This is a genomic window from Aeromonas sp. QDB20 (assembly GCF_027707805.1).
Lineage (GTDB): Bacteria > Pseudomonadota > Gammaproteobacteria > Enterobacterales > Aeromonadaceae > Aeromonas > Aeromonas dhakensis.
In genome coordinates, this window is sequence record NZ_JAPCJC010000005.1 from 73,317 (window position 1) to 99,831 (window position 26,515).

Below are 26,515 nucleotides of genomic sequence, written 5' to 3' on the forward strand. Positions count from 1 at the left end.
CTCCCCACCTTCCCAGGCAGACGGCCGCCCCTTGAGGCGGCCGTCTGCTTATCCGGTGCAGCCCTCTGCCCCTTCACCCGACCGCTGGATCACAGGGCATGGCTGCCCAGCTGCTCCTTGAGGAAATCGAGCCAGACCCGCAGCCGGATGTCGCGCTGGGCATCGGAGTAGAAGACCGCATTGATGGGACGCGAGGCGCCGCTGTTGCTGCGGGCCAGCACCTCCACCAGGGCCCCGCTCGTCCGATCCGGCCCGGTCATGAAATCCGACAGACAGACGATCCCCTGCCCCCGCAGCGCCAGCTGGCGCAGGGTTTCACCGCTGCTGGCGCGCAGGGTCGGGCTAATGGGAAAGCGATCCCCCTGCTCCTGGCTCAAGAGCGGCCAGTGGTTGAGGTGATCGGGATGCAAAAAACCGAGCAGCTCGTGCCCGCTCAGCAGATCCGCCGGCTGGCGCGGGGTGCCGCGCTCGCGCAAATAGTCGGGGGATGCCAGCAGCCGCAGCCGCGAGCGGCCCAGCGGCAATGCCCGCAGGGAGGAGTCGGTCAGCTCGCCGATGCGAATGGCCATGTCCACCCGCCGCTCCATCAGGTTGATAAAGCCCTCGGAGCTGTGCAGCTGCAGCTCGATGGCGGGATAACGGCGGCGAAACTCGCCGATGATGGGCACCAGCCGGTGCAGGATGAAAGGAGTGGCGGCATCGACCCGCAATACCCCCTCCGGCTGCTCGCGGCGCATCAGCAGCAGCCCCTCCGCCTCGCTCATCTCGGTCAGGATCTTCACCGCCCGCTGATAGAACCAGCCCCCCTCCTCGGTCAGGCTGACCCGCCTGGTGGTACGATTGAGCAGCACGGTGGCGAGCTTCTCTTCCAGCCGCTTGATGCCGCGGCTCACCACCGAATTGTCCATGCCGAGGTTTTCCGCCGCCTGGCGAAAGCTGCCCGCCTCCACCACCGCTACAAACAGGGTCAGTTCATCAGAATGGGTCTTCATTGCTGCAATCCAGACAAGAGTAATGGGCCTTTATAGGCGCAATGTCCTTGGGTTGGCAAGGGCGCTCTGGCAGCCGTGCCGGTATTTCAGGGAGAAAAACCAGATATGCGCGCTATCCCTCAACCTGCTTAATCCGTAGAATGCCGCAAAAAAAGTACCATATGACGCCGCTTCGATATAAGGCAAATCAATGACATTTGAAGAACGGCTGACCATAGCCCATCAGACTCTGGCTGACCAAGGCATCAAGGAATCCGACTACAACCCATGGGTGTTCAAGTTGCTGCGCAAACTCGGCTGCACCGTCAAGCCACCTTATTACGCGGGCTGGCTGGTCAATTTTCTTTATGCCAGCCTCAGTATCGCGCCGATCTGGGGTCTGATTATGTGGACGTTCGTTTGGCACCCAGAGGGAAGATCCTTCGTATCATCCTTGTTCAGCACAGCTCTATTCGCTGGTCTGTTTGGTCTCGTTACCTTAATCAGGCTCTGGCAAAGGCGCAGGCAGCTTGATTTGACCCCATGGGAACAGCTGGCATGCCAATCCACCAGTGCAGGCGCGACAGAAAAAGCGTGAAGAACCCTGCGGATTGACACCAGGTGCCATGCCCCTTTTGCAAAGCAAACCTCACAGACACGGACTCCCACCTTGCCCGATTTCGTCAAATTCATGATCAGTTTTTCAGTTAACTGCTTCATTCAAACCGCAATTTGTCTTGTGGTTCTCACCTACCGGCTGTTCCGTCACCATAATGGCAACTGGCGCAGCTATCGACGCAGCCGGGATCCTCTCCCTCTCTTTATCTCCATTTTACTTGGCATGGTGGTCGCTAGAAGGCTTCATCCAGCCATCATGACGGCCCTGGCGTGATGGGTAACCACAGCCTGAGATGGCCAGGCCAGGCCACGACAAGGAGATAACGTGACGGCACGCTCACATGCCACTCGGGGTTTGCCAGTAGAATGCGGTAAGCCGGCATCGTATGGCACCAAACACCTCAAGGAAAAACATCATGGAATTCGAACGTAGACTGGCGGCCGCCCACCGGGAGCTGGCAGAGAAGGGCGTGCAGACGCTCAACTACAACCCGCCGATCACCTGGCTGCTACGAAAGGCTGGGTTTACCATCAGGCCGCCCCACTACGAACGCTTTCTGGTCAATGTCCTTGCTCTGGGGATCCCCACTGGCGCTATCTGGGGGGTGTTGATGTGGTTCTTCGGCTGGCAACATGAGGTAACGCCAGCATTCGCCCTGCGCCAGAGCCTGCTGTTTGGCATAGGGTTTGGTCTGCTGATGGCGACCTGGCTCTGGTTTCGGCGCAAGCAGCTCAAACTGACTCCTTGGGACGCTTTGCCCCACTCCACGATCCGCACGCAAAAACGCTGGCAACCGAAATAATCACCGACAAGGAGATCCTCATGACCAGGGCCCATGAAAAACTGAACTATGTGGAGTTTGCGGCCAGGGATCTTGCCGCCACCAAGGCCTTCTTTCAGGCCGCTTTCGGCTGGCAATTTGCCGATTATGGCCCCGATTACTGCGCCTTCGAGGGAGAAGGGCTGGATGGCGGCTTCTATCGCGCAGACCTCTGCAGCCAGAGTGCGCAAGGCGGCGCCCTGCTGGTGTTCTACAGTGCCGATATTGTCGCAACCCAGACCAAGGTGACCAGCGCAGGAGGCACCATAGTTCGCCCCCTGTTCGACTTTCCCGGTGGCCGCCGCTTTCACTTCGTCGAGCCCAGCGGCAATGAATTTGCGGTCTGGTCGGAGCCGGCCAGCGCCTGATGGCAAAAGGGCGCCCTGCTGGTGTTCTATAGCCCCATATTGCTGAGACCCAGAGCAAGGTAGCTAGCGCGGGGGCACCATAGTTAGTGTCCCTGTTCGATTTTCCCGCTGGCTGCAGCTTCCACTTTGTTGAACCCCGAAAAATGAATTTGCAGTCTGGTCTGGGCCAGACTGCATCTAACCCCTATTGGGAAGCAAGTCAGCATTTTTCAGCTGCTTATTCTATGCGATATCATGCTATTATATTTCGGCGCTAGGACTATTACAGGATAACACTGAAAAATGATGTTCCCGACAGAATTTGAGCGTTCTCATGAATTGTGTTTATATATTCACGATGTCATGGTGGAATTTATTAAGTCTGGGGAGATGCATGATGTTTTCAATCAGTCTATAAATATAAATGAAGAAGAAGTTTCTTCTTTAGAAAAGACCGACCAACATATCTTGGATTGGCTTGAAGAAAATAACAGAAGTGAGCAAAGAAATTTAGTAATACGAACTGTTGTGCTGCCAGCAGTCTTATCAGACATGTTACATTGTATTTTTGAATGCCTATCTACATCCAAAAAAGGTAAAATGGCAGTTTCCTTTATATTGTTGCGAAAACCATTACAGGAAAGCTTATATCTGCTTGAGTCAATGGCGATAGATAAAAATTCATTTGTAGAGCATTTATCTAAAAACCCATTATTTCTCAGACCTAAAAATGGAGGTGGGCCAGTAGGCCATGCTCAACGAATAGACATTGTTTTAGATAAGATGGGGTTAAGGGAAATATTCAGCAGTCAATATATTTCTGAATTACGGTATGACAAAAAGAGCTATGATAGCTTCGATAGAGTTTGTAATCATGCGATGCATCTTTTTACCGAACACTCATCGATAAAAACAGATTTACTGAACATAAATTTTATTTTTTCAGGTGTTGAACAAATTTATAGTCAGCAACGATATTTATACACAAGGCTTCCATATTTACTTTATTATATATATTGCCTTTTTGAATATGTTGCCAGCGATATTGCACCAACGACTTCAGAATATGTTGAAAATATCAACCGTAGAATATCCGCATATTTTCTAATGGCCTACATCGATATGGATAATGAATTTATTACTGATGAGATACATAGACTAGCTAATCTTTTTAGGTATTCATTACAAATAGATCAGACACAATCGTTGAACTCATCCTCAATTATCAAAAGACTGGTTCATATAGCAGAAACAGGGTCACTAATGACAAATTAAGATAATCAGTCATAAAAAATCTCACTACCGCGATTGCTGCTCTCCCTTCAATACTGTTTTGTGGCCAGCGCCCTGTTTCCTGTGATAGACGGCGGGCATACTGACCCTTCGTTTTTGCAAGGAGGTTCAGATGTCATCCCCCGTGATTGTGATTGCCCAGCTTGAAGCCAAACCCGAATTCGCCCCCCAGTTTCGCGCCGCCTTGGACCCCTTGATCGCGGCCACCTTGCAGGAGGCTGGCTGCCTGCGCTACCAGCTGCATCAGGATTTGGACAATCCCCACAGCTGGATGCTCTACGAGGTGTGGGAGAGCGAGGCCGCCCTCAGCGCCCATCAAGGCCAACCCCATTTCACCGAATTTGTCACCACGGCCGAGCCCTGGTTTGCCGGCAGCACCATTCGCCGCTATCAACCGCTGGACGCCTGATGTGCCGCGCCGCCGAGCGCATTTTTACAACCCATTTGAGGAATAAATGATGAAGATGCCCAACCTGGGTCTTGGTACCTTTCGCCTGACCGGCCAACCCCTGCGCGACTCTCTGCTGCAAGGGCTCGAGCTTGGCTACCGCCATATCGATACCGCCCAGATCTACGCCAACGAGGCCGAAGTGGGCCAGCTGATGCGCGAGAGCGGCGTGCCCCGCCAGGATATCTACCTGACCACCAAGGTGTGGACCAGCGAGTTCGGCCCGGGCAAGGTGATCCCGAGCCTGGAGGTGAGCCTGGAAAAACTGGGCACCGACTATCTGGATCTGGCGCTGATCCACTGGCCCTCCCCCAGGGATGAGGTGCCTATGGCGGTCTATCTAGAGCAGCTGGCCGAGGCCAAGGCCCGGGGTCTGACCCGCGAGATCGGGGTCTCCAACTTTACCGTGGCCCAGCTCAAACAGGCCATCGACATTCTGGGGCCGGGCGCCATCGCCCACCAGCAGGTGGAGATCCACCCGCTGCTGCAAAACCGCAAGGTAGTTGAGTTCTGCAAAGATCACGGCATCGCCATCACCGCCTATATGCCGCTGGCCTATGGCAAGGTGCTCACCGAGCCGCTGCTGATGGAAATTGGCCATCGCCACGGCGTCTCGGCGGCCCAGGTGTCGCTGGCCTGGCTGCTGGCCCAGGGCATGACGGTGATCCCGAGCTCCACCAGGCGGGAGAACCTGGCCGCCAACCTGGCGGCGCTGAAGGTCACCCTCACTGCCGACGAGCTGGCCGCCATCGCCACCCTGGAGCGGGGCGAGCGCTGTGCCGACCCGGACTTTGCGCCAGATTGGGATTAAACGAGAGTGGAGCCATGGTCTCTCGCTTCGGCGGCGGATAGCGGCAACCCGCACGAGCCTATTGCAGCCACGGGCTATCCCCTCTCCCTGTGGGAGAGGGTCAGGGTGAGGGCAAGCTCCTCTTTTTGGGTCATCAGGCCCCCCTCATCCCCAACCCTTCTCCCGCAAGGGGAGAAGGGAGCAAAGAAAACCCGACAACATCGACGAGAACCTGAGCGGGAGGCATCATGCCTCCCGCTTTTTTGTCTCCAACACAGCACCACAGCCGCCCGTGCCGATCTCCCAGCGCCTTCCCTCAACCCTTTGTTTCTTAAATCTTTCCTCTTAACTTTTTCCTCTTTCCTCTTTTCTCGTTGTCCTGGCTCGCTATGCACGGATTGCTGCCGTACGCGTTGTCTCTGCCCCCACCTCGTGCGCTACCAGTTGTACTTGCCGCGTTGCCTCAGCCACTCCTCCTTCCACTGTTCCATTGCTGCTTATTTGGCAAAAGTAATTTGATGTCGCCGTCATTTTTGCCAACAAACCACCTCGGCATACTGGCGCCATTCTCCCGTCGGGAGTCACCATCCAAGGAGTTGTTATGCCACTGGCGTTGTTTGCCCTTACCTTAAGTGCCTTTGCGATCGGCACCACCGAATTTGTGATCGTGGGGCTCATCCCCACCATCGCCGAGCAGCTGAATGTCTCGCTCCCCTCGGCGGGCCTCTTGGTCAGCCTCTATGCCCTTGGCGTGGCCATCGGCGCTCCCGTGCTGACGGCACTGACCGGCAAGGTGCCGCGCAAGTGGCTGCTGGTGGGGCTGATGGCGCTCTTTACCGCCGGCAACCTGCTCGCCTGGCAAGCCCCCGGCTACGAAAGCCTGATCGTCGCCCGCATCCTCACCGGGCTGGCGCACGGGGTCTTCTTCTCGGTGGGCAGCACCATTGCCACCGGCCTCGTGGCCAAAGAGAAAGCGGCCAGCGCCATCGCCATCATGTTCAGCGGCCTCACCATAGCCCTGGTGACCGGCGTCCCGCTCGGCACCTGGATTGGTCAGGTCTTCGGCTGGCGCGACACCTTTCTGGTGGTGAGCCTGCTGGGCCTGGTCGCCATGGTGGGCAGCCTGCTGCTGATCCCCAATAACCTGCCCAAGGGGGCGGCCTCGACCATCCGCGAGCAGCTCTCGGTGCTGACCAAAAAGCCGCTGCTGCTGGTCTACGCCAAGACAGCGCTCGGTTACGGCGGCGCCTTCACCGCCTTTACCTTCCTCGCCCCCATCTTGCAGCAAGTGAGCGGCTTTAGCGCCGGCGCGGTGAGCCTCATTCTGCTGGTGTACGGAGTGTCGGTCGCCGTCGGCAATATCTGGGGCGGCAAGCTGGCCGACAAGATGGGCCCGCTGCCAGCGCTGAAGCTGCTGTTTGCCGGTCTCGCCATGGTGCTGCTGGTGCTCACCTTCACCGCGCCGCACCCGGTGCTGGCGGTACTGACCGTGCTGGTGTGGGGCGCCTTTGCCTTTGGCAACGTGCCGGGCCTGCAGGTGCTGGTGGTGAAACAGGCCGAGCAACACACGCCGAGGGCGGTGGATGTGGCCTCCGGCCTCAATATCGCCGCCTTCAACGTCGGCATCGCGCTGGGCTCAGTGGTCGGCGGCCTGGTGGTGGAACACCTGGGTCTGATGCACACCCCCTGGATCGGCGCGCTGATCGTGCTGCTGGCCTACGGCCTCACCCATGTCAGCGAGCGGCAAGCCACCCGGATGGCACAGGCCTGCCCCCAGTACTGAAGCCGCAGGCCTTTGCTCTGCAAAATAGAAACGAGCGGCTGATGCCGCTCGTTTCGCTTTCACGCTCTGTTTATTTTGTTTTTGTTATGCCGCTTGCGGCCCGCCCTTGCCTGTCACGGCGCGTGCCAGCCAGTAGTCGAGGCTGACGTAGCGACCGCCGCCATACACCAGCAGTACCAGCAGTACCAGCAGCATCACGAAGTAGGTGGCGGCAAACTCCATCCCGTTGTTGAGCATCACGGGATCCCCAAGCTCGGTGATGTAGTTGTAACGACCGGGGAAGTTGGCGGCCAGCCACTCGATAAAGCCGTTGAGGCGCAATGTCGCCTCCATGCTGCCGGTGGCGATGGCATCCCAGCCGTGCTTCCAGTGCACCATGGCGCTCGCCACGCTCATCAGGAAGATGGTCGGAATGGCCATGACCCGGGTAAAGAGACCAAGGGCGATGCAGATGCAGCCCAGCACCTCGGTGCCCGCCGCCAGAAAGGCGAGCAGGGTCGGGAACGGCAGGTTGAGCCCCCCTTCCGAGGCTGGCGCGCCAAACCAGGCGACCGTGCCGGCAAACCCCACCACCTTGGAGTGGGCCCCCACATAGATGACCGGGATGAGGTAGAGGCGAATGGCCAGCAGGGCCAGAAAATCGAGCCGCTTGCACTGGGCCACGGCCCGCTCGTACCAATGGATAAGGGTGTTGTTCATGGGATGTCTCCTTGGAAAGGGGGTACCTGACGTTCAATGGATGGGGGTTCTATGGATGGCGGTTGAGTGACCAGCAGGCCGAGCCGGTGAAAATGGCGGGCCCACCCCAGCAGATCAAAACCGCTGCGATAGGGGTGCACCTGGGCGGCCAACCCGGCCACGCTGACCCCTTGCTGCTGCCCAAGCAGCTGCAGCAGGGCCACATCGAATTCGCGCAGCGCCTGGCTGACCAGCTGATGGGCAGGGCAGCGAAACAGGGCGCAGAGCTGAGGCGCCTGACCGGCTGCCACCACCCGCCCCTGCTGGATCACAAAGGGCAGCGTCAGCAACTGCAGGGTGGGATTGAGCCAGAGCGGGCTGCCCATCTCCACCGCTTCCCCTGCGAGCGGGTGCGGCACCTGCGCCTCGTCAATCTCGACGCACAGGCAGGCCCACTCATACTCCAGCAGCGCCAGCCGCAGCCCGGGCCAGTTGAGCCAACCCTCCCCCTGGCGAAGTTGCACATGGCGCACCAGCTCGGTGGCAATCTGGTGAAAGGCGGGCTCGATCGCGCCATGGTGGGCGACGAAGCCATTCACCAGCGCATCGCGCTCAACCGGCGTCAGGTGGTTCAGGGTAAGCGCGAAGGTACTCTCCAGCACCGCCTCGACATTGGCCCGCACACTGCGCACATAGTGGGGGGCTAGCTCGACTGCCGACTCCCGTATGCAACCGGCCAGCCACTCGGTCTGCTGCCACAGCCGGGGCGGGACCGCTGCGGCAGGCCATGCCGCTTGCTCTCGCCTAGTCATGACACACCTCCCGACCCGCAGGATGCGCCATCACCTCGCAGCAGGCCTGATGGACCCGGGCCAGCTCGGCCTCCAGCACGGGCAAGGGGGGCAGATGATGATCCCGCTCCAGCAGCAGGGGGCGCAGGCCGTGGGTCTGCACCGTATAACGGGCCAGCGCCACCACCTCCTCGCAGACCGGACGACCATGGGTATCCAGCAGGGTGCCGTCCGCCTCTTCCAGATGGCCGGCGATATGGAAGTAGCGGATCGCCTGGCCCGGCAGCCCGGCAATCATCCGCTCGGGACAGTAGCCGTGGTTGCGGCTGTTCACAAAAACGTTGTTGATGTCGAGCAGCAGCTCGCAGCCGCTGCGCGCCACCAGCTCGGTCAGAAACGCCTCCTCCGCCATCTCGTGCTCATAGCCGTGGTAGTAGGAGATGTTCTCCAGCACCAACGGGCGGGCCAGCGCATCCTGTACCTGCCGGATCCGTTCCGCCAGATAGGGGAGGTTCTCCCACTGGCGCGGCACCGGCAGCAGCTCATAGAGATAGCCCCGGGCATCGCGGGAAAAGCTCAGGTGCTCGCTGTAGATCTCAATGCCAAACTCGTCGAGAAAGGCGCGGATCTGGCCGAGCAGGGTCATATTGAGCGGCTGGCAATCGCCGAGGGAGAGGCTGAGCCCGTGGGCCACCAGCGGATAGCGCGCGGCGATCTGCTGCAGTTGCTCCCGCCTGGCGCCGCCAATGGCCATCCAGTTCTCCGGCGCCAGCTCGAGAAAATCGATGCCGGGGCGGGCAGGCACCGCACAGAGCTGGGCCAGATGCTCCTGGCGCAGCCCCACGCCACGGCTGCTGGCGCTTATTGGCCGCATACCCCCTCCGTCATCTTGCTCTCCTGGCGCTGGGTCTCGCCGTTGATCCCCTGCTCCGCCAGACCACACTTGCCATCGCGGGCGCGCACCAGCCGGCCCTGCGGATCGCTGTCGAGGGCCTGCTTCTCGAAGCGCTTCTCGGTGCCGCACTTGCCGGCCGCACACTTGCCGCCGTGCTGTTCGCTCGGCGCCGCCTTCACCGGCGCCTCGCTCGGGGTGGCCGCCAGCGCAAGCCCGGGGGTCAGCGCGATCAGGCCGGTCATGGCGATGGAGAGGCTCAGTTTGCGGGAGCTCTTGTTGCTGTGTGCGTTACTCATGGCTGGACTCCTTGACGGATGAAACGGGGTAACTGGAGAGATCGCGGGCGGCCACCACCTGGCCGTGGAACCGCTGCTTGACGATGGCCATCGCCTCCTTCTTGTGATTGAGACCGACCCCCATCCAGTGGTTCAGCACCAGCAGCTTGGGGTTCACTTCGGCGGCAATCCTGGCGACCACCGAGGGCTTGGCATGGAGCGAAGCGGATACGGGATCAGCGCCCTCGTGGATGGCGAGCGGCATCACCAGGATGTCGGCCCCCTTGGCAAACGGCACAAAGGCCGGGTTGCTGCCGTTCTGATCCGCCGAGATGACGATGGTCCCCTCGGCGCTTTCGATGCGATAGGCCAGACAGGGCACGTCCCCGTGGGGGATGCCAAGCGCCGTGATGGTCAGGCCATCCTGCTGATAGACCTGATGGGGCTGGGGTGTCTGGTAGGGCACATCGTGCACATTGATGGGGAAGAGACCATCGGTGCCATCCTTGAAGCCGCCGAGGTAGGCATAGGCCCCCTTACTCGGGTTGAACAGGGCGTCAAAGTAGCCGCTCATGCTCGGGAAGGCCGAGCCGGCCTGCGGCCCCGCCAGATCGAGGGGATCGCTGCGCTTGAAGAAGTAGGCCCCCTTGAGCAGCGCAGGCAGGTCGGTCACATGGTCGGTGTGAAAGTGGGTGATGCCGATGAAGTCGACCTCTTCGAGCTTGGCGCCCGCCTGGCCGAAGCGCAGATAGACGCCGCCACCGGCATCGATCAGGATGCGCGATTTGCCCTTCCACCAGACCACCTCGCTAGAGGAGGCGCGCAGATCGTCGGAGATGGGGCCGCCGCTACCGAGCACCTGCAGGGTGAATGCCTTGTCCAGTGGCGTCAGTTGTACGGGCTCGGCCCAGGCCGGCGCGGTGGCGAGCGCGCAGCCGATGGCCAGCGTCACCGCTTTGATTGTCTGTTTCATAACGGATTACCTGTCGGTTGGATGACAAGAGAAAGGGGTCGGGGCAAGGCAGTGTCTGCCCTCCCCGACCGAGGGGGATCAGGGTTGAGAGCGGGGCTCATCCCGTTCATCGGCTTCCCAGCGTGCTTCCAGCCAGAGCAGGTTGCACAGGCCCAGCAGCAGGGCGAAACCCAGGCCCAAAATCCAGGTGAAGTACCACATAGCGGCTCCCTTGGGGTCAGTAGAGTTGATGGCTGTCGCGCTTGATGCCGGCACGATCCAGCTTGCCGCGCACCACCCGGTAGACCCAGCCGGTGTAGCCGAGGTTGATGGGCATCAGCACCAGCACGATCCCGAACATGATGGTCAGGGTCTTGAAGCTGGAGGTGCCGTCCCACAGGGTCAGGCTGCTGGCCGGATCCAGCGACGAGGGCAGCACGAAGGGGAACAGGGCGATGGCCACCGAGCAGAGCATGGCGGCGCAGGCCAGGCCGCTGGCCAGCAGCGCCAGCCGTCCCTTCTCCTGCCAGGCGGCGATGCCGCTGGCCAGCGGTGCCAGGGCGCCGATGAGGGGCACCAGCCACAGCAGCGGGTAGTCAAAGTAGTTGCCAAGCCAGCCGCAGGCGTGGGGGATCACCCCCTTCATCAGTGGGCTGATAGCGGCATTGGGGTCAAAGGGCTGGCCCGCCAGGCCGGTCAGCTGATAACCCGGCAACCCCAGCAGATGCCAGCCAGCCAGCAGATAGCAGAGGGTCACCAGCGGTGCCAGCAGGATGGCGAGGCCACGAGCCCGCAGTGCAGGGGTGCCCGTTACCTTGGCTTGCAGGAAGCTGGCACCGTGCAGCAGCAACAGGCTCACCCCGGTCGCCACCACGCTGACAATCCAGCTCCAGTGGAAATCGAAGGCCCCGTAGTGCAGGCGCAGTGCGCTGTCGAAGCGAAACGGCAGGCCCTGCATCACCAGCGCGATGGCGGCAGAGAGCACCAGGGTCGGCACCAGACCCCCAGCCACCAGGGCGCGATCCCACCAGCGGCGCCAGAGGGGATCAGCCAGCTTGCTGCGATAGTCAAACCCCACCGGGCGCAGGAAGAGGCCAAGCAGCAGCACTATCATGGGCACATAGAGCGCCGAGAAGGCGGCGGCGTAGACCAGCGGCCAGGCGGCGAACAGGGCGCCGGCGCCGGCGATGAGCCACACCTGGTTGCCCTCCCACACCGGCCCCACACTGTTGATCACCAGTCGGCGGTCTTCATCCTCTTTCGATACCACCGGCAGCAGCATGGCGATGCCCAGATCGAAGCCATCCATCACGATGAAGCCGACCAACATGAACAGCACCAGCCCCCACCAGATGAGTTTCAGGGTTTCATAATCCATCAGGCGATCCTCGCAAGTTCGGGTTGTTCACCGCTGTAGCGGCCGGTATGCAGCACGGCGGGCCCCTGGCGGATCACGCGGCGCAGCAGGAACAACTCCACCACCAGCAGGCAGGAGTAAATGAAACAGATGGAGATCAGGCTGAACCAGAGCTGGCCCGGCTGCAGCAGCGACACCGAGGCCGACACCGGCAGCACGTCGCTGATGGTCCAGGGCTGGCGACCGAACTCGGCCACGAACCAGCCCGCCTCGATGGCAATCCAGGGCAGCGGAATGCTCCACAGCAGCGCCTTGAGCAGGCGGGACGAGGCGAGCAGCCGGTTGCGGCAGAGCTGGACGAAACCCGCCACGAACAGCCCGAGCATCACGACGCCCAACCCGACCATGATCCGAAAGCCCCAGAACAGCGGCGCCACCTGCGGCACCGAGTCTTCTACCGCCCTGGCGATCTCGGCCTCACCGGCCTTGGCGATGTTGCTGGCATAGGGGGTGAGCAGCAGCCCGTAGCCGAGATCCTGACCGTGCTGGTCGAACAGCGCACGATTCTCGGCCGAGTCGTTGCCGGCGCGGATCTGCTCGAGCGCCCCGGCGGCCACCATGCCGCTGCGAATGCGGGTCTCGTGCTGGGCCTTGAGATCCTTGATGCCGGTCACCGCCTCATCGAGGGAGCGGGTGGCGATGATGCCCATCAGATAGGGTATCTTGATGGCTGCGTGGGTGGTCTCGGCCCCCTGATCCGGGAAGCCGAACAGGGTGAAGGCGGCCGGCGCGGGCTCCGTCTCCCACTCCGCCTCGATGGCGGCCAGCTTGACCTTCTGCACCTCGCCGGTGCGATAACCCGACTCGTCACCCAGCACGATGACCGAGAGAATGGCGGCCAGCCCAAAGCCCGAGGCGATGGCAAAGGAGCGCAGGGCGAAGCGCACCTCCATGCGGCGCAGCAAATACCAGCTGCTCACCCCCATCACGAACAGGGAGGCGGCTACATAGCCCGCCGCCACCGTGTGCACGAACTTGACCTGGGCCACCGGGTTGAAGATCACCGCGGCCACGTCCACCAGCTCCATGCGCTGGGTCACCAGGTTGAACTCGGCGCCCACCGGGTTCTGCATCCAGCCGTTGCCGATCAGGATCCAGAGCGCGGAGAGGTTGGAACCGAGCGCCACCAGCATGGTCACCAGCAGATGTTGACCGCGGGAGAGCTTGTCCCAGCCGAAGAAGAAGAGTCCCACCAGGGTCGACTCGAGGAAGAAGGCCATCAACCCCTCCACCGCCAGCGGGGTGCCGAAAATGTCCCCCACATACTGGGAGTAGTAGGCCCAGTTGGTGCCGAACTGGAACTCCAGGGTGATGCCTGTGGTCACCCCCATCACGAAGTTGATGCCAAACAGCTTGCCCCAGAAACGGGTGATGTCCTTGTAGATCACCTTGCCGGTCATCACATAGGCCGACTCTGCGATCACCAGGATCCAGGACAGCCCCAGCGTGAGGGGCACAAACAGGAAGTGGAACATGGCCGTGGCGCCAAATTGCAGGCGCGACAGGCTGACCACGTCATCCGGATTGATCATGCGTCACTCTCTTTTGTTGTATTTACCTTGCACGTTTTGTGCGAGACAAGTACACCACGGAGCATGACACCTATAACAGATGCAGTTATATTGAATTACACCTATAACAGTTACTGCATCACATGTCCCTTTACCGTCAGCTGGCCGACCGCCTGCAACAGCAGATTGAAGCCGGGGTGTGGCAACCCGGCGAGCGCATCCCCTCCATCCGCCAGAGCTGCAAGACCCATGGCCTGAGCCCCATGACGGTGCTGCAGGCCTATCAGCTGCTGGAGAGCCAGGGGCGGATACTCGCCCGCCCCCAGTCCGGCTACTACGTCAAGGCGGCGCCTTCCCGTCCTGCCGCCAGCCTGCCCCAGCAGGCGCACTACAGCGGCTCGGTGGACATCAACGATCTGGTGTTCGAGGTGTTGCAGGCGAGCAAGTCACGGGGGCTGGTGCCCCTTGGTATGTCGGTGGCCGACCCCACCCTGTTCCCTCATCCCCAGCTCGGGCGGGCGCTGGCCAGCTGCATGCGCCGGCTCGACCCCTTCAGCACGGTGGCAGACCTGCCCCCCGGCAACGAGGCGCTGCGCCGGGCCATCGCCCAGCGTTACGCCAGCGAGGGGCTGGCGGTGGATCCCCAGCAGATCATCATTACCACCGGTGCCATGGAGGCGCTTTCCCTCAGTCTGCAGGTGCTGACCGAGCCCGGTGACTGGGTGGTGGTGGAGTCCCCCACCTTCTATGGCGCCCTGCAGGCCATCGAGCGGCTCAAGCTCAATGCGGTGGAGATCCCGGTGATCCCGGGGGTGGGCATCGATCTCGCCCTGCTGGAGGAGGCCCTTGCCCAGCGCCCCATCAAGGCATGCTGGCTGATGGGCAATGTTCAGCACCCGCTCGGTCACACCATGCCGGATGAGCACAAGCAGGCGCTGATGGCGCTGCTCAACCGACGCGGGGTGGCGCTGGTGGAGGATGACGTCTATGCCGAGGTCTATTTCGGCCGTGAGCGGCCAAGGCCCATCAAATACTGGGATACCCGGGGCGAGAGCCTGCTGTGCAGCTCCTTCTCAAAGTGCCTGGCACCGGGCTTTCGGGTCGGCTGGGTGGTGGCGGGTCGCCACGCCGAGCGGGTGCAACGGCTGCAGCTGATGTCGACCCTCTCCACCAATGTGCCCAGCCAGCTGGCGCTGGCCGAGATGCTGCGCCAGGGCGGGGTGGATGCCCACTTTCGCCGGCTGCGCCACACCCTGGCCCAGCGCCAGCAGCAGATGCGGGCCGCCCTGCTGCGCCTGCTGCCGGGGGAAGTGAGCATCTCCTCCCCCGATGGCGGCTACTTTCTCTGGCTCGAGTTTGACCCGCGCTTCGACAGTCGCGCCCTGCACGCCCAGGCGCTGGCCAGCGGTTTCTCGCTGGCGCCAGGCGCCCTCTTCTCCAGCAAGGGGCTGCACAACCACTGCCTGCGACTCAACAGCTCCCATCCCTGGAGCGAGCAGCTGGAGGCGGCCCTCACCCGGTTGGCCGAACTGATTCACCAACAGCTGGACACAGCTCCCGTCAAAGACCAAAAGGCCCCATGACGGGGCCTTTTCCTTGCGAAATTATCTGGTTGAAACGGGCTTATCTGGCCATGGTCTGTGACAGCATCTTGAACCCCAACCTCTCGTAGAGCGCCTTGGCGCGCTCGTTGAATGCCATCACCTCCAGCCGCAACTGGCTGGCACCCTGCGCCTTGCCCCACTCATCGCAATGGGCGATCAGCGCCTTGCCGATCCCCCGGGAGCGGTGCCCCTCATCGACCACCAGGGTGCCGATACGGCAGATGGGCTCCTTGCTCAGAAACGGGATGGTCTCGTTGATGTCGATGCGGGCGGTCAGAAAGCCCACCACGGATCCCTCCTGCTCGGCCACGCAAAACAGGCGCCCTTCGGCGGCGATGGCTGCCAGCAGAAAGGCCCGCTCCTCGGGGGATGGCGGGCAGAATACCTGCGGCGCCTGCGCGAAGTGGATCTCCCCTATCTGCCGATTCAGCTCGAGGATGGCGTCTATGTCCTGCTCACGTGCCTTGCGTATTTCCAATGAATGCTCCTTGCCTCTGTGTCCTGACGATGATGTGCCCTGGCGATGAGACGGTCTCATCTGCTCCCTTTGACCCGGGCTCCATCATAGTGGCTGCCCGGCCAGACAAGAAGTGCCGCAACAGCCTTTGGCCGGCATCCGAAAACAACAAGGCCCCGTCACGGGGCCTTATCGACAATCCATGTACTGAGCGGGGGTCAGGCGGGAACATCCAGCTGAGCCACCTGGCGCTCAATGCTGCCTTTGAGGTTCTCATCGAGCTTGAGGGCGCGCGCCAGCTCGTCCAGATAACCGCGCTCCATGAAGTGATCCACGTCGATGGCAAGCAGGGAGGCGAGATAGACCTCGGTGGCCAGCTCCATGTCGGTCACCTCCCGCGCCAGGGCGTGGGGATCGAGGGGGCGGGCCAGTTCGGCATCAATCCAGCGGGCCGCATCGCTCTGGCCCTGCTCGGTCAGGTACTGCTGGATCTTCTGACGCTCGTCGTTGTCGATATGGCCGTCGGCCCGGGCCGCCGCCACCATGGCGCGCACCAGGAGGGCGGCTCTGGCATCCAGCGCATTGCCCTGCAGGGTATCGAGGGGCTGGGTCGGCTGGGCCGGGGCAGACTGCTGGGCCTGCCAGTCCTGATAGAGTTTGTAGGCCAGGCCGCCGAGGGCCGCTGCGCCGCCCACCGCCGCCACCTTGCCGCCATATTTGCGCACCTTCTTGTTGCCAAGCAGCAGGGCCATGGCACCGGCGGCGAGGCCCCCTTGCGCCATCCCCTTCATCTGCGCCTTGCGGCTGTCGCCACCTTCGTTGAGCCAGCCCTTGCCAGCTCCCATCAATTGCTCCAGCATTTGTTTCATGGGACCTCCTCGTTGGATGGTGAACCATGCTGAACCTGCCCCACTGAACTCAAGGTGAATGGATGCCGCTGCCCCGCCTGCTGTCGCTGACCCTGCTGACCCTGATAGCGTTCGCCGCCAACTCGGTGCTCTGCCGGCTCGCCCTGTTCGAAGAGCGGATGGATCCCGCCCTCTTCACCCTGCTGCGCCTGACCAGCGGCGCCCTGGTGCTGGTGTTGCTGTGCGGCGCGCGCCAAAAATCCCCCGCCAGGGGGACTGGGGCGGCGCCCTGGCCCTCATCACCTATGGCGCGGCGTTCTCGTTCTCCTACCTCACCCTGACCGCGGGCACCGGCGCCCTGCTGCTGTTTGCCGCCGTCCAGCTCAGCATGCTGGCGCCGCCCCTGCTGCGCGGGGAGCCCCTGCCCCGCCGCCAGTGGCTCGGCCTGCTGCTCGCCATGGCGGGCCTGGTGGTATTGCTGCTGCCCGGCCTCAGCGCGCCGGATCCGCTGGGGGCGGCCCTGATGATAGTGGCCGGCATCGCCTGGGCCGGCTATACCCTGCGGGCCTCACGCTTTGCCGACCCGGTCGCAGCCAACGCCGGCCACTTTCTGCGCGCAAGTCTGCCGGCCGCCCTGCTCTATCTGTTGCTCGGGCAACTGCAGACCAGCCCCGCCGCCATCGGCTATGCCCTGGCCTCGGGGGCGCTGGCCTCCGGCCTTGGCTATGCGCTCTGGTATCTGGTGCTGCCCCACCTTGGCCGCACCCTGGCCGCCAGCGTCCAGCTGCTGGTGCCCCTGCTCGCCGCCCTGGCCGGGCTCATCTGGTTGGATGAGTCCTGGTCGCTGCGCTTGGTATTGTCGACCCTGGGCATCCTGGGGGGGATCGCCCTGGTCATCGCCGGACGCCCCCCATCAGGAGAAAAATCATCATGAAGATGCTCGTATTGCTGCTCGGTTGTGCCCTCTCGCTCCCCCTGCTGGCCGCAGTGGAGGACAGAGATGCCAAACAGGCCAAGCTGGATGCGGCCTGCCAGCAGGCCCAGCAACAGCTGGTCGAACAGGGCAAGCAACAGCGGATCGACGCCTGCATCAAGGCGGGCGGCAAGGCTGCCAAGTGCCAGCAGGAGTTCGCCAGCTTCGGCCAACGGGAGGGCAACAAGCGGCCCGATCTCAACAACCTGGCCCCCTGCCAGCAGGCAGACGCCTATCGCAAGAGCTACCGGCAATGACCCTCAATCAAGGAGACCCCATGACCCCACCCCGCGAGCTGACCCTGCAGTTTCTGGCCGAGCCCGCCGATGTGAATTTCGGCGGCAAGGTGCACGGCGGCATGGTGATGAAGTGGATCGATCAGGCCGGCTACGCCTGCGCCGCCGGCTGGTGTGGCGGCTACGCGGTGACCGTCTATGTGGGGGGGATCCGCTTTCTGCGCCCCATCCAGATAGGCCAGCTGGTGGAGGTACACGCCCAGGTGATCCACACCGGCACCACCAGCATGCACCTGGCGGTGGATGTCTACAGCCGCCACCCGACCCAGCAGGAGCGCCACAAGACCACCCACTGCATCATCATCTTCGTGGCCATGGACGAGCACGGCAAACCGACCCCTGTGCCCCAGTGGCAACCGCAGAGCGAGAGCGATCGGCAGTTGCAGCAGTACGCCCTCAAATTGATGGCCCTGCGCGAGCAGATCGACCAGGAGATGCGCCAGCACCTCTAAGCCGGGTCGCCCGCAACACCAGACAGGTCCCCATCCGGGAGCGGCCCTGTATAATGGCGTTTTCCCCGTTACGGAGTCTGTCATGTCATTGGAAACTGCCCCGCCCGAGGTCCAGCTCGCGGTGGATCTCATCGAACTGCTGGAGACCAACCGGATTGAGCCGGCCCTCGCCCTGGCGGCGCTGGCCATCGTATCCGCGGACTATCAGCGCAAGCTCAGCGAAGGCAAGGAGTGCTGAGCAAGGTTGCCTTGCCACCCCACCTTGCACAGGAGGTGTCATGACGGATCCCGTTCGTTTCGAAACCGGCCGCCCCATGCAGCTTGCCGGCCTGCGCCGTCACCATGCCTTCGCCCACGCCGACTTCGGCGGCCAGTGGAGTGATTTCAGCGCCCTGGGTCCGCTGCCGGGCCAGCTGGGCGAGCATGCCTATGGCGTCATCTGCGGCGTGACCGCCACCGAGTGCGAATACATGTGTGCGGTGGAGGTCGCCGCGCTGGAGGTGCTGCCCAAGACGCTGGGGCGGATGCGCATCGAGCCCCAGACCTATGCCGTCTTCCTGCACCGGGGGCATGTCTCGACCATGCCGCACACCTGGCAGCTGGCGTTGGAGTGGCTGGCGCAGTCCGCTTACCAGTCGGCCCACAAGCCAGACTTCGAGCGCTATGGCGCCGCCTTTGACCCGGACACCGGCAGCGGCGAGGTCGAACTCTGGCTCGCCGTGCTGCCGCGCCAGGCCATCGCCTGAACATACCGCGCTCTGCCCTGGTAAACCGGCCAGGTTTAACCCAGACGAGGGGCTGACTCGGCGCACGGGCGGTGCAAGGATATGGCTCCCCTACTGCCCGAGAGTTGTTATGGATAACCAGGAATGTCTCGACCAGGCTGGTCTCTGGAGCCGCTCCGCCCGCATCATGACGCTGGCCTGCCTCATCGTCTTCATGGCCCAGATGGCCACCACCGTTTACCTCCCCTCCCTGCCCGTGGTGATGACAGATCTCGCCATGACCCGGCAGGGGGCCGAGCTCTCCATCTCGTTGTTCGTCATCGGCGCCGCCCTGCCGGTGCTGTTCTGGGGCGCCGCCGCCGATCGCTACGGTCGCCGGTTGCCTCTCGCCCTGTCACTGCTGCTGTTTGTCGGCCTCAGCCTGCTGCTGGCCACCACCAGCCAGGGGCCGCTGCTCTTGATCCTGCGCACCCTGCAAGGGGTAGCAGCCGGCGGCGCGGCCATCATCGCCCGCATCCTGGTGCGGGATCACTGGCACGGGGATGAGCTGGCGCGCCGCCTCTCGGTGCTCTCCATCGCCTTTATCACCGCCCTTGGCGGCGGTCAGTGGATAGGCGGCCTCATCAGCCGCTATGCCCATTGGCAGCTGGGATTCGTGCTGATGGCCGGGGTCGGTGTGCTGGCGCTGCTCTTGATGAGCAGCCTGCCGCTGCAGGGGCCCAACCCGGCGGCGACGGGCGGCGGCATGTGGGCCCGTTACGCCAGCCTGCTGCGCCGCCCCGGCTTTTTCTGGCCGGCCTGCGCCGGTGGCATCGGCTTTGCCATCACGGTGACCCTGCAGGAGGTGAGCCCCTTCGTGCTGCAGCAGGGGTTTGCCCTCGAGGTCACCACCTTCGGCAGCCTGGGGTTGCTGATCGGTATCGCCTACTTCGCCGGCGCCATGACGGTCAACCGACGGGTCGCCAGGGTGGGAGGCCGCCAGCTGATGCGCCAGGGGGCCGCGCTCATACTGCTGGCGGCCGGCGGCATGCTGCTGCTCTGGGCTCTGGGCGCCCTGCAGGGCAGCGGTGGCTTGGTGGCCATGATGACCTGCTACTGCCTCATCATCTTCGGGCAGGCGGTGCTCTTTCCCAACAGCATGGCGCTGGCGGTGAGCGATGGCCGCGAGCACGGCGCCTACGCCATGGCTCTGTGCGGCTTCCTGCAGCAGGGGGTGGCCGGGGGGGCTGCCGCCGGCGCCACCCTGGTGAGCCATCACGGCGCCTGGGCTCCGCTCGTCTTCACCCTGGCGCTCATCACCCTGCTCATCGTGCGCACCAAGGTTAGCTAAGCAGGCCCCTGCCTGCGTCCCCTCACCGCTCAGCGGGCCCCATCACCCGATCACACAGGCTGATGAGGGCCTCGCAGAGGCGCGTGAGCGGCTCGCCGCGCTCCGCCCCCAGGTGCAGCGCCAGCTCCACCGCCGCCACCGCCGGCCAGTGGGTCAGCTCCTGCTGATCCGGCTGCAGCAAGCGCCGGGGCAGCAGGCTGACCCCGATCCCGGCGCTCACCGCCCCCTGCAAACTGGCCAGGCTGGCACTGACGTAGGCGATGCGCCAGCGCCGCCCCATCCCATCGAGCACCTCGGTCAGCTGCCGTCGATAGAGCCCTTCGCTCGGGAACACCACCAGTGGCAGGGGATCCCGCTCGCTGGCGGGCCAGGCACGGCTGTCGACCCAGGCCAGCGGCTCGCGCCAGCAGGCGCACGGCGCCCCCTGTCCCCGCGCCTGTTTGACCAGCGCCAAGTCCAGCTCGCCGGCCTCGAAACGCTGCCAGATCTCGTGGCTGAGGCCGCTGTGCACCTCCAGCCGCACCTGCGGGTAATCGCGGGCAAAGGCCGCCAGCACAGGGGCGATGGCGCCGGCGGCAAAATCCTCCGGTACCCCCAGACTCAGCTGCAGGCTGGCCTCGGCCACCTGCTCCTCGGCCCGGGCCAGCAGGGCCAGGATGCTGCGGGCCAGCCCCAGCAGCTTCTCCCCCTCTGCCGTGGTCACCACCTGGCGACCGGAGCGATCCAGCAGCGGGCAGCCGAGCTGCTGTTCGAGCCGCCGCATCTGCTGGCTGATGGTGGACTGGGTGAGGTGCACCCGTTCACCGGCGCGGGTAAAACTGCCGCTGTCGACGATGGCGACAAAGCTGCGCAGCAAGAGGGGATCCAGCATGGTGACTCCATTTACAAAACCACTGGATATCATTCTATCATTTAATTTCCCCATGGCTGGCTTCCCCGCTAGGCTGGTCTCCTCCCCTTGCCTCGAGGATCCGTCATGCCCCACTCCCTTGCCGAACCCGCCGGCTCACGCCTGATCGCCTCGCTCACCACCAACCCCACTCATCAGGAGTGGCTGGAGCAGGCGTTGCAACTGGCCCTCCACAACCGCCGGCAGGGAGGCAGACCCTTTGCCGCCCTGCTGGTACAAGGCAACCAGCTGGTGACCAGCGCCGTCAACGGCATGCACCAGGATGGCGACCCCACCCGCCACGCCGAACTGGAAGCCCTGCGCCAGGCCAGCCAGGTCGGGCCGCTGGCGGGCGCCATCGTCTACGCCAGTGGTCACCCCTGCCCCATGTGCCTGAGCGCCCTGGTGATGAACGGCATCGCCGCCGTCTATTACGCCTTCGATAACGAGGATGCGGCCCCGTTCGGCTTTGACAGCACTGCCGCCTACCGCAAGCTGGGCCTGCCCCTCGCGCCGCCCCCCCTGCCGCTTATCAAGCTGCCGAGCCCGCTGGCCGCCGCCGAGCTCTATGGTGCGCAAAGTCATGCTTGAGGCCCGCATCGATACGCGCCAGCAGCAGGCCCTGCTGGTGCTGGTGATCCTGATCGGGCTCAACCTGCGGCCGTTTCTCACCGCCATCGGCCCTCTCAGCCGCGACATTGCCGAGGCGCTCGGGCTTGGCATGGACACCCTGGCCTGGCTGACCCTGCTGCCACTCTGGCTCATCGGTGGCGGCGTGCTGCTCACCCCGGCCCTGCGCAGTCGCAGCGGGCCGCGCCAGTTGCTGGGGGCGGCCCTGCTGCTGCTGGGAATGGGCAGCGCCATGCGCTTCGAGGCGGCCAGCGGCGCCCTGCTCATCGCCAGCGCCGCCCTCTGCGGGCTAGGCTCGGCCCTGGTGCAGGGGGTACTGCCCGGCCTCATCAAGCAGGCGTTCACGCAGAAGGTACCGCTGGTGATGGGCATCTTCTCGGCCTGCATGATGGGGGGCGGGGCGCTGGGTGCCAGCCTCACCCCGCAGCTCGCCGCCCGGCTCGACTGGTCCCAGGCGCTGGCGCTGTGGAGCCTGCCGGTGCTGCTGGCCATGGGCTGGCTCGGCTGGCGGGTACGGCTGCCCGCAGCGCCGGTGGCGGTCTCCGGCGGTGGCGAGCAGCGCCTCATCAGCCTGCCCCGCAGTTGGCTGCTGATAAGCTGCTTTGGCATCATCAACAGCGGTTACGGCATCGTCGTGGCCTGGCTGGCGCCGGCCTACATGGCACAGGGCTGGAGCCCCCAACAGGGAGGCGAGCTGGTGGCCTGGCTGGCACTGGCCCAGACCGTGAGCGGCCTCGGCCTGCCGCTGCTGGCCGCCCGCCGGCTCGACCGGCGCCCCTGGATGGGATTGGCCATCGCCATGCAGCTGACCGGCTTTGGCGGCCTCTGGCTGGCGCCGACTGCCGCCCCCATCCTCTGGTGCATGCTGTGCGGCGCCGGGCTTGGCGGCAGCTTCTCCCTCATCATGGTCATCGCGCTGGATCACCTGCCGGATCCGCGCCGCGCCGGCACCCTCAGCGCCCTGATGCAGGGGTTCGGCTTCATGCTGGCGGCCACCGGCCCCTGGGTAGCGGCCCGCCTGCATCACCTGAGCGGTGACTTCGCCGCCGCCTGGCAGTGGCAGCTGGCCGGCCTGGTGTTGATGAGCCTGCTGGTGCTGCGCCTGGATCCGCGCCGCTACCCGCGTGCCATGAAGCTGGCCACAGCCTCTCCTGCTCCTGCCCCCATCAACTGATCTGTGCTTGCCTCCTCTTTCCCGAATGAGGAGGCAAGCTCACCCCCCTGCTATTCCTTCCCATCCTTTGCTCGCTTTCCGGTATCGGGCCAGCTGAGCAAACCATCAGCAAATCACTTCATATCCATTTGATTTGTAACACATTAAATCTTCCCATATGGAGGGTTGTGCTGCCATATGAGCCCATTAAGGTAAGGCACTCAGACGAGAATTAATCTCGTTTCGTCTGACAGGGAAGAGGCGGTATTCATCAGGGAGGAGAGCGCCACGCGCCAGTGGCTTTGCTATCACACAAAGGAAATCACATGCAGACAAACACAAAATGGGCTTCTCTACTCGGTGGCTTGGCCATGCTAGGCGGTGCCATCTCACCGGTCATGGCCGACGAGTCATTCAACCTGTGGCAGGAGTGCGCCACCCGCTGCACCCTGGATCTGGCCCAGGGGGTGCGCGCCAGCCAGCTCGATGTCGCCAGCCTGCTGGGTGACCAGGCGGGATCAGGGGTACTGCACTACTCCATGGTATTGGAAGAAGGTGGAGACAGCCTCAAGCTGGCCCTCGGCAATGCGCTGACCCTGCGCACGGATGGCACTACCATCACCCTGACCAGCGCCACCGCGGGCAAGGGCCCACGCACCTACAGCTATACTCGCCAGGGACGCGGCAACTGGTCGCTGCACTGGCTGGTTCCCGTCGGCGACGATGCCCCCGCCAGCATCAAGGTCTTCTTCCATGAGCTGGATGCAGGATCCGAGGTGAGCCATATCTCCCCCATCTACAGCATCGAAGTGAGCGACGACCTGCTGCGCACCATGGCCAGCAACTCGACACTCTTCGTCAGGCACGTGGAAAACAACGAGATCAATCGCAGTCTTACCCTCAGTGCGGCTGGGGTCGGCTTCGTGGCGGCGCCCACCCAGCACAGCCGTCAGAAGCGCTGGAGCGAGTGGCATACCGGCAAGGTGCTGTGCCTGCTGGATCCGCTGGATGCGGTCTACAACTACCTGTCGCAGCGTACCTGCAACCTGGGTGATACCTGGGAAGGCAAGGTCTACCGGGTATTGGCCGGGGCACCCGCCTCTCACGACACCCATATCGTGCCGACCGCCATCAGTCATCGTCTGCACTTTGCCAAGGGAGACGGTCTGGCGGCCCTCACCACTCATCAAGTTTGCGCCATCCCCCTTGAATCCCTGGCCAGAAGCCGTCAACCCAGAGGCTGGGAAGAGCTCAGCCAGTGCGGCTATCCGGTCCACAATCTCGTCACCCTCTATCTGCTGACCCGCCTGCCATGGTCCCAACTTGATACCGTGATCACCCAGGCGCTGGCCAATACCACGCCAGAGGATGGCTCAACGCCACGAGGGCAGCTGGCGCAAGCCATTCGAGAAAACCCGACCCAGGCACGGCTGGCCCTGAGCATGGCGGCCGCCCAGAGCGATGCCTTCAGCCACCAGCAGGCGGGCAATAGCCAAGAGCAGGCCGCCAGCGCTGACGTGGTCAATCTCACCTGCCCCGCCGCCGATCTCAACTGCCTGGCGCCAGCCGACAGCGCCGATGCCCTGCAGGAGCGGGACTATCCGAACGGTGCCAGCTTCCTGGGTGACGGGGACGAGGTCAGCTTCAGCACGGCCGGTACTCGCAACTGGTCGGTGACCCGCCTGGAGCAAGCCCATCGCCAGCTGCTGGCGCGCGGTTATCTCTTCGTCGGTTATCACGGCACCTTCCTCGAAGCTGCCCACAGCATAGTGTTTGAGGGGGTGCATGAACGGGATCAATCCTCCATTGCCCCCTGGCAAGGATTCTATGTCGCCGGCGATCCGGCCCTCGCCTACGGTTACGCTCAGGATCAGGAAGCGGATGCCCGTGGCCGCATCCGCAATGGCGTGCTGCTGCGGGTGTATGTGCCGCGCGCCGCACTGCCCCGCCTCTACGCGACCCAGCAGACATTGGCCGATCCCGGCGCCGTCGATGAGGTCGGCCGCTTGATCGGTCACCCCCTGCCGCTGCAGCTGGAGGCCATCACAGGACCGGAAGAGGAGGGCGGACGCCTGGAAACCATTCTGGGTTGGCGGTTGGCGGAGCAAGCGGTAGTGATCCCCTCCACCATACCGACCGATCCGCGCAATGTCGGCGGCGATCTGGATCCTGCCAGCGTGCCGCAGGAAGAGAGCGCCATCAGCACCCTGCCTGATTACACCACTCAGCCCCGCGAAGACCTCTGAATCGCGGTTCATAGATACAAAAACACCGGCCTGTAGCCGGTGTTTTTCACTGTCAACGCGGGGGAGTGAGAGGGCGCCTAGCGCCCCTTCTTCTGCCGCCCACCCTGACCGGCGCGCGGCTTGCCGGCGGCCGGTTTGGCCCCCTTGTTCGAGGCGCCTTTGCCTGCGCTCCCTTTTGCCAAGCCGCCTTTGCCCGTAGCACCCTTGCCTGCCGGGGTCCGTTTCTCGAACGCCTCCGGGCCAGGCACGTTGGGGCGACCGCCAATCTCGTGATCGTCGTCGCGCCGTGGCTTCTTGCCCGGTGCCGACTTGCCAGCTTGCGCGGTGGACGCCTTGGGTTTACCGCCCTGCCCGGCGGCAGCTTGGCCCCCTTTGGCCGGTTTCACCTCGGAGGAGGAGTCCTCAATCAGCTTGAACAGCTCGATCAGCTCGTCACCGTCGAGATCGCGCCACTCGCCCACCGGCAGCCCCTTGAGGCTGACGTTCATGATGCGGATACGCTCAAGCTTGGTCACCTCGAAGCCGAAGTGCTCGCACATGCGGCGGATCTGGCGGTTCAGCCCCTGCACCAGGGTGATGCGAAACACGAACGGCGCCTCTTTCTTCACCTTGCACTTCTTGGTGACGGTGCCGAGGATCGGCACCCCGGCCGCCATCCCTTTGATAAAGTCGTCGGTTACCGGCTTGTCGACGGTCACCAGATACTCTTTCTCGTGATCGTTGCCCGCCCGCAGGATCTTGTTGACCAGATCGCCGTGGTTGGTCAGGAAGATGAGCCCCTGGGAGTCCTTGTCGAGGCGGCCGATGGGAAAGATGCGGGTACTGTGGTTGACGAAGTCGACGATGTTGTCCTTCTCGCCCGCCTCTGTGGTGGAGACGATGCCCACCGGCTTGTTGAGGGCGATGAAGACCAGGCTGTCCGCCTCGCGCGGCTCGATCACCTGGCCGTTGACCTTCACCAGATCCCCGGCAAACACCTGATCCCCCACCCCGGCCCGTTTGCCGTTGATGAAGACACAGCCCTGCTCGATGAAGCGATCGGCCTCGCGACGCGAGCAGATGCCGCTCTCGCTGATGTATTTGTTCAGACGCATGGATTCATCAGCCAGCATGGGTCACCTGCCAGCGGCCCACGGCCTGCTCATGTCTCATCAGAGCGCGGGATGGCCGGCTCACCAGGTCAAAATTGTGCATATCACTCCATCTTTAAAACCGGCCTAGGTCGGCCTTGTCAGCAAAAAACGCCGGCACATTAGCACATTGCTCTGCCGCACACGCAGGATAGTTACACCCGCCCCCTCCCGCTTCCCGCAAAATGCGCG

30 protein-coding genes and 1 pseudogene are annotated in these 26,515 nt (G+C 63.2%); 18 read left to right on the top strand and 13 right to left on the bottom strand.

Annotated elements, in window-relative coordinates; translation table 11 throughout:
• Nucleotides 1-89: 89 nt before the first annotated feature.
• Nucleotides 90-992 carry a LysR substrate-binding domain-containing protein gene (locus PG897_RS07710; RefSeq protein WP_024942198.1) on the bottom strand — a complete coding sequence of 301 codons (903 nt, stop codon included), beginning with the start codon at nt 990-992 and terminating at the stop codon, nt 90-92.
• Nucleotides 993-1,182: 190 nt separating this feature from the next.
• Here PG897_RS07710 and PG897_RS07715 point away from each other — a divergent pair, with 190 nt between their 5' ends.
• The 8 genes from PG897_RS07715 (at nt 1,183) to PG897_RS07750 (ending at nt 7,071) form a co-directional block, all read left to right on the top strand.
• A complete protein-coding gene (locus tag PG897_RS07715) occupies nt 1,183-1,569 on the top strand; it encodes a DUF6404 family protein (RefSeq protein ID WP_024942199.1) in 387 nt (128 codons plus the stop codon).
• 72 nt (nt 1,570-1,641) lie between these two features.
• The gene (locus PG897_RS07720) at nt 1,642-1,863 is read left to right on the top strand and encodes a hypothetical protein (protein ID WP_162791134.1); all 222 of its coding nucleotides are present in this window, start codon (nt 1,642-1,644) and stop codon (nt 1,861-1,863) included.
• Between the two features lie 142 nt (nt 1,864-2,005).
• Nucleotides 2,006-2,392 (top strand): DUF6404 family protein, encoded by a 387-nt coding sequence (locus tag PG897_RS07725; protein ID WP_017779401.1) that lies wholly within the window; start codon nt 2,006-2,008, stop codon nt 2,390-2,392.
• 20 nt (nt 2,393-2,412) lie between these two features.
• Complete coding sequence (locus tag PG897_RS07730) at nt 2,413-2,778, top strand: VOC family protein (RefSeq protein WP_024942200.1); 366 nt, start codon at nt 2,413-2,415, stop codon at nt 2,776-2,778.
• 282 nt (nt 2,779-3,060) lie between these two features.
• Nucleotides 3,061-4,032, top strand: a complete 972-nt coding sequence (locus tag PG897_RS07735; protein ID WP_270828841.1) for a hypothetical protein — start codon at nt 3,061-3,063, stop codon at nt 4,030-4,032.
• Between the two features lie 130 nt (nt 4,033-4,162).
• Nucleotides 4,163-4,459 (top strand): putative quinol monooxygenase, encoded by a 297-nt coding sequence (locus PG897_RS07740; RefSeq protein WP_024942201.1) that lies wholly within the window; start codon nt 4,163-4,165, stop codon nt 4,457-4,459.
• A 46-nt stretch (nt 4,460-4,505) separates the two neighbouring features.
• On the top strand, nt 4,506-5,309 hold the full coding sequence (gene dkgB, locus PG897_RS07745) for a 2,5-didehydrogluconate reductase DkgB (protein WP_024942202.1): 804 nt from the start codon (nt 4,506-4,508) through the stop codon (nt 5,307-5,309).
• Between the two features lie 580 nt (nt 5,310-5,889).
• Complete coding sequence (locus PG897_RS07750; protein WP_024942203.1) at nt 5,890-7,071, top strand: MFS transporter; 1,182 nt, start codon at nt 5,890-5,892, stop codon at nt 7,069-7,071.
• A gap of 84 nt (nt 7,072-7,155) precedes the next feature.
• Here PG897_RS07750 and PG897_RS07755 read toward each other — a convergent pair whose 3' ends face one another.
• From PG897_RS07755 to PG897_RS07790, 8 genes are all read right to left on the bottom strand, one after another.
• On the bottom strand, nt 7,156-7,770 hold the full coding sequence (locus tag PG897_RS07755; RefSeq protein ID WP_201883020.1) for an HvfX family Cu-binding RiPP maturation protein: 615 nt from the start codon (nt 7,768-7,770) through the stop codon (nt 7,156-7,158).
• Nucleotides 7,767-8,510: a putative DNA-binding domain-containing protein gene (locus PG897_RS07760; RefSeq protein ID WP_024942205.1), complete on the bottom strand. Its 744-nt coding sequence runs from the start codon at nt 8,508-8,510 to the stop codon at nt 7,767-7,769. Before PG897_RS07760 ends, PG897_RS07755 begins: the two co-directional genes overlap by 4 nt.
• 43 nt (nt 8,511-8,553) lie before the next feature.
• The gene (locus tag PG897_RS07765) at nt 8,554-9,414 is read right to left on the bottom strand and encodes a DUF692 domain-containing protein (protein WP_201883022.1); all 861 of its coding nucleotides are present in this window, start codon (nt 9,412-9,414) and stop codon (nt 8,554-8,556) included.
• Entirely contained in the window at nt 9,402-9,731 is a 330-nt protein-coding gene (locus PG897_RS07770; RefSeq protein WP_024942206.1) for a hypothetical protein, read from the bottom strand. The genes PG897_RS07765 and PG897_RS07770 overlap by 13 nt, the downstream gene beginning before the upstream one ends.
• Nucleotides 9,724-10,683: an MBL fold metallo-hydrolase gene (locus tag PG897_RS07775; protein WP_201883024.1), complete on the bottom strand. Its 960-nt coding sequence runs from the start codon at nt 10,681-10,683 to the stop codon at nt 9,724-9,726. Before PG897_RS07775 ends, PG897_RS07770 begins: the two co-directional genes overlap by 8 nt.
• Nucleotides 10,684-10,761: 78 nt before the next feature.
• Nucleotides 10,762-10,884 (bottom strand): cytochrome bd-I oxidase subunit CydX, encoded by a 123-nt coding sequence (gene cydX, locus PG897_RS07780; RefSeq protein WP_017766001.1) that lies wholly within the window; start codon nt 10,882-10,884, stop codon nt 10,762-10,764.
• Between the two features lie 16 nt (nt 10,885-10,900).
• Nucleotides 10,901-12,040 carry a cytochrome d ubiquinol oxidase subunit II gene (cydB, locus tag PG897_RS07785; protein ID WP_017779409.1) on the bottom strand — a complete coding sequence of 380 codons (1,140 nt, stop codon included), beginning with the start codon at nt 12,038-12,040 and terminating at the stop codon, nt 10,901-10,903.
• Nucleotides 12,040-13,611 (bottom strand): cytochrome ubiquinol oxidase subunit I, encoded by a 1,572-nt coding sequence (locus PG897_RS07790; protein ID WP_024942208.1) that lies wholly within the window; start codon nt 13,609-13,611, stop codon nt 12,040-12,042. Before PG897_RS07790 ends, cydB begins: the two co-directional genes overlap by 1 nt.
• 122 nt (nt 13,612-13,733) lie before the next feature.
• Here PG897_RS07790 and PG897_RS07795 point away from each other — a divergent pair, with 122 nt between their 5' ends.
• A complete protein-coding gene (locus PG897_RS07795) occupies nt 13,734-15,173 on the top strand; it encodes an aminotransferase-like domain-containing protein (protein ID WP_024942209.1) in 1,440 nt (479 codons plus the stop codon).
• A gap of 40 nt (nt 15,174-15,213) precedes the next feature.
• Here the strand turns inward: PG897_RS07795 and PG897_RS07800 are convergent, their stop codons facing one another.
• Both PG897_RS07800 and PG897_RS07805 read right to left on the bottom strand, forming a co-directional pair.
• On the bottom strand, nt 15,214-15,732 hold the full coding sequence (locus PG897_RS07800; protein WP_080689561.1) for a GNAT family N-acetyltransferase: 519 nt from the start codon (nt 15,730-15,732) through the stop codon (nt 15,214-15,216).
• Between the two features lie 137 nt (nt 15,733-15,869).
• Nucleotides 15,870-16,520, bottom strand: a complete 651-nt coding sequence (locus PG897_RS07805; RefSeq protein ID WP_024942211.1) for a tellurite resistance TerB family protein — start codon at nt 16,518-16,520, stop codon at nt 15,870-15,872.
• 62 nt (nt 16,521-16,582) lie between these two features.
• On the opposite strand from PG897_RS07805, the pseudogene PG897_RS07815 reads away from it, so the two are divergent.
• From PG897_RS07815 to PG897_RS07840, 6 genes and pseudogenes are all read left to right on the top strand, one after another.
• Nucleotides 16,583-17,433: pseudogene (locus PG897_RS07815) on the top strand (EamA family transporter).
• A complete protein-coding gene (locus PG897_RS07820; RefSeq protein WP_024942213.1) occupies nt 17,430-17,729 on the top strand; it encodes a hypothetical protein in 300 nt (99 codons plus the stop codon). Before PG897_RS07815 ends, PG897_RS07820 begins: the two are co-directional and overlap by 4 nt.
• A gap of 20 nt (nt 17,730-17,749) precedes the next feature.
• Complete coding sequence (locus tag PG897_RS07825; protein ID WP_017766008.1) at nt 17,750-18,220, top strand: acyl-CoA thioesterase; 471 nt, start codon at nt 17,750-17,752, stop codon at nt 18,218-18,220.
• 82 nt (nt 18,221-18,302) lie between these two features.
• Nucleotides 18,303-18,458, top strand: coding sequence for a pleiotropic regulatory protein RsmS (gene rsmS, locus PG897_RS07830; protein WP_010634402.1), 156 nt, complete (start codon nt 18,303-18,305; stop codon nt 18,456-18,458).
• A 40-nt stretch (nt 18,459-18,498) separates the two neighbouring features.
• Entirely contained in the window at nt 18,499-18,966 is a 468-nt protein-coding gene (locus PG897_RS07835; RefSeq protein WP_024942214.1) for a GyrI-like domain-containing protein, read from the top strand.
• Between the two features lie 109 nt (nt 18,967-19,075).
• Nucleotides 19,076-20,275 (top strand): MFS transporter, encoded by a 1,200-nt coding sequence (locus PG897_RS07840; RefSeq protein ID WP_024942215.1) that lies wholly within the window; start codon nt 19,076-19,078, stop codon nt 20,273-20,275.
• Nucleotides 20,276-20,297: 22 nt separating this feature from the next.
• On the opposite strand, the gene PG897_RS07845 is transcribed toward PG897_RS07840, so the two are convergent.
• Nucleotides 20,298-21,146 carry a LysR family transcriptional regulator gene (locus PG897_RS07845; protein ID WP_024942216.1) on the bottom strand — a complete coding sequence of 283 codons (849 nt, stop codon included), beginning with the start codon at nt 21,144-21,146 and terminating at the stop codon, nt 20,298-20,300.
• Nucleotides 21,147-21,251: 105 nt separating this feature from the next.
• Between PG897_RS07845 and PG897_RS07850 the strand changes: the two genes are divergently transcribed.
• The 3 genes from PG897_RS07850 (at nt 21,252) to PG897_RS07860 (ending at nt 25,193) form a co-directional block, all read left to right on the top strand.
• On the top strand, nt 21,252-21,755 hold the full coding sequence (locus tag PG897_RS07850; protein WP_024942217.1) for a nucleoside deaminase: 504 nt from the start codon (nt 21,252-21,254) through the stop codon (nt 21,753-21,755).
• Complete coding sequence (locus tag PG897_RS07855) at nt 21,748-22,968, top strand: cyanate transporter (RefSeq protein ID WP_201883026.1); 1,221 nt, start codon at nt 21,748-21,750, stop codon at nt 22,966-22,968. The genes PG897_RS07850 and PG897_RS07855 overlap by 8 nt, the downstream gene beginning before the upstream one ends.
• A 344-nt stretch (nt 22,969-23,312) precedes the next feature.
• On the top strand, nt 23,313-25,193 hold the full coding sequence (locus PG897_RS07860; RefSeq protein WP_201883028.1) for an exotoxin A binding domain-containing protein: 1,881 nt from the start codon (nt 23,313-23,315) through the stop codon (nt 25,191-25,193).
• A gap of 77 nt (nt 25,194-25,270) precedes the next feature.
• On the opposite strand, the gene rluF is transcribed toward PG897_RS07860, so the two are convergent.
• Nucleotides 25,271-26,305: a 23S rRNA pseudouridine(2604) synthase RluF gene (gene rluF, locus PG897_RS07865; protein ID WP_024942220.1), complete on the bottom strand. Its 1,035-nt coding sequence runs from the start codon at nt 26,303-26,305 to the stop codon at nt 25,271-25,273.
• Nucleotides 26,306-26,515 lie beyond the last annotated feature (210 nt).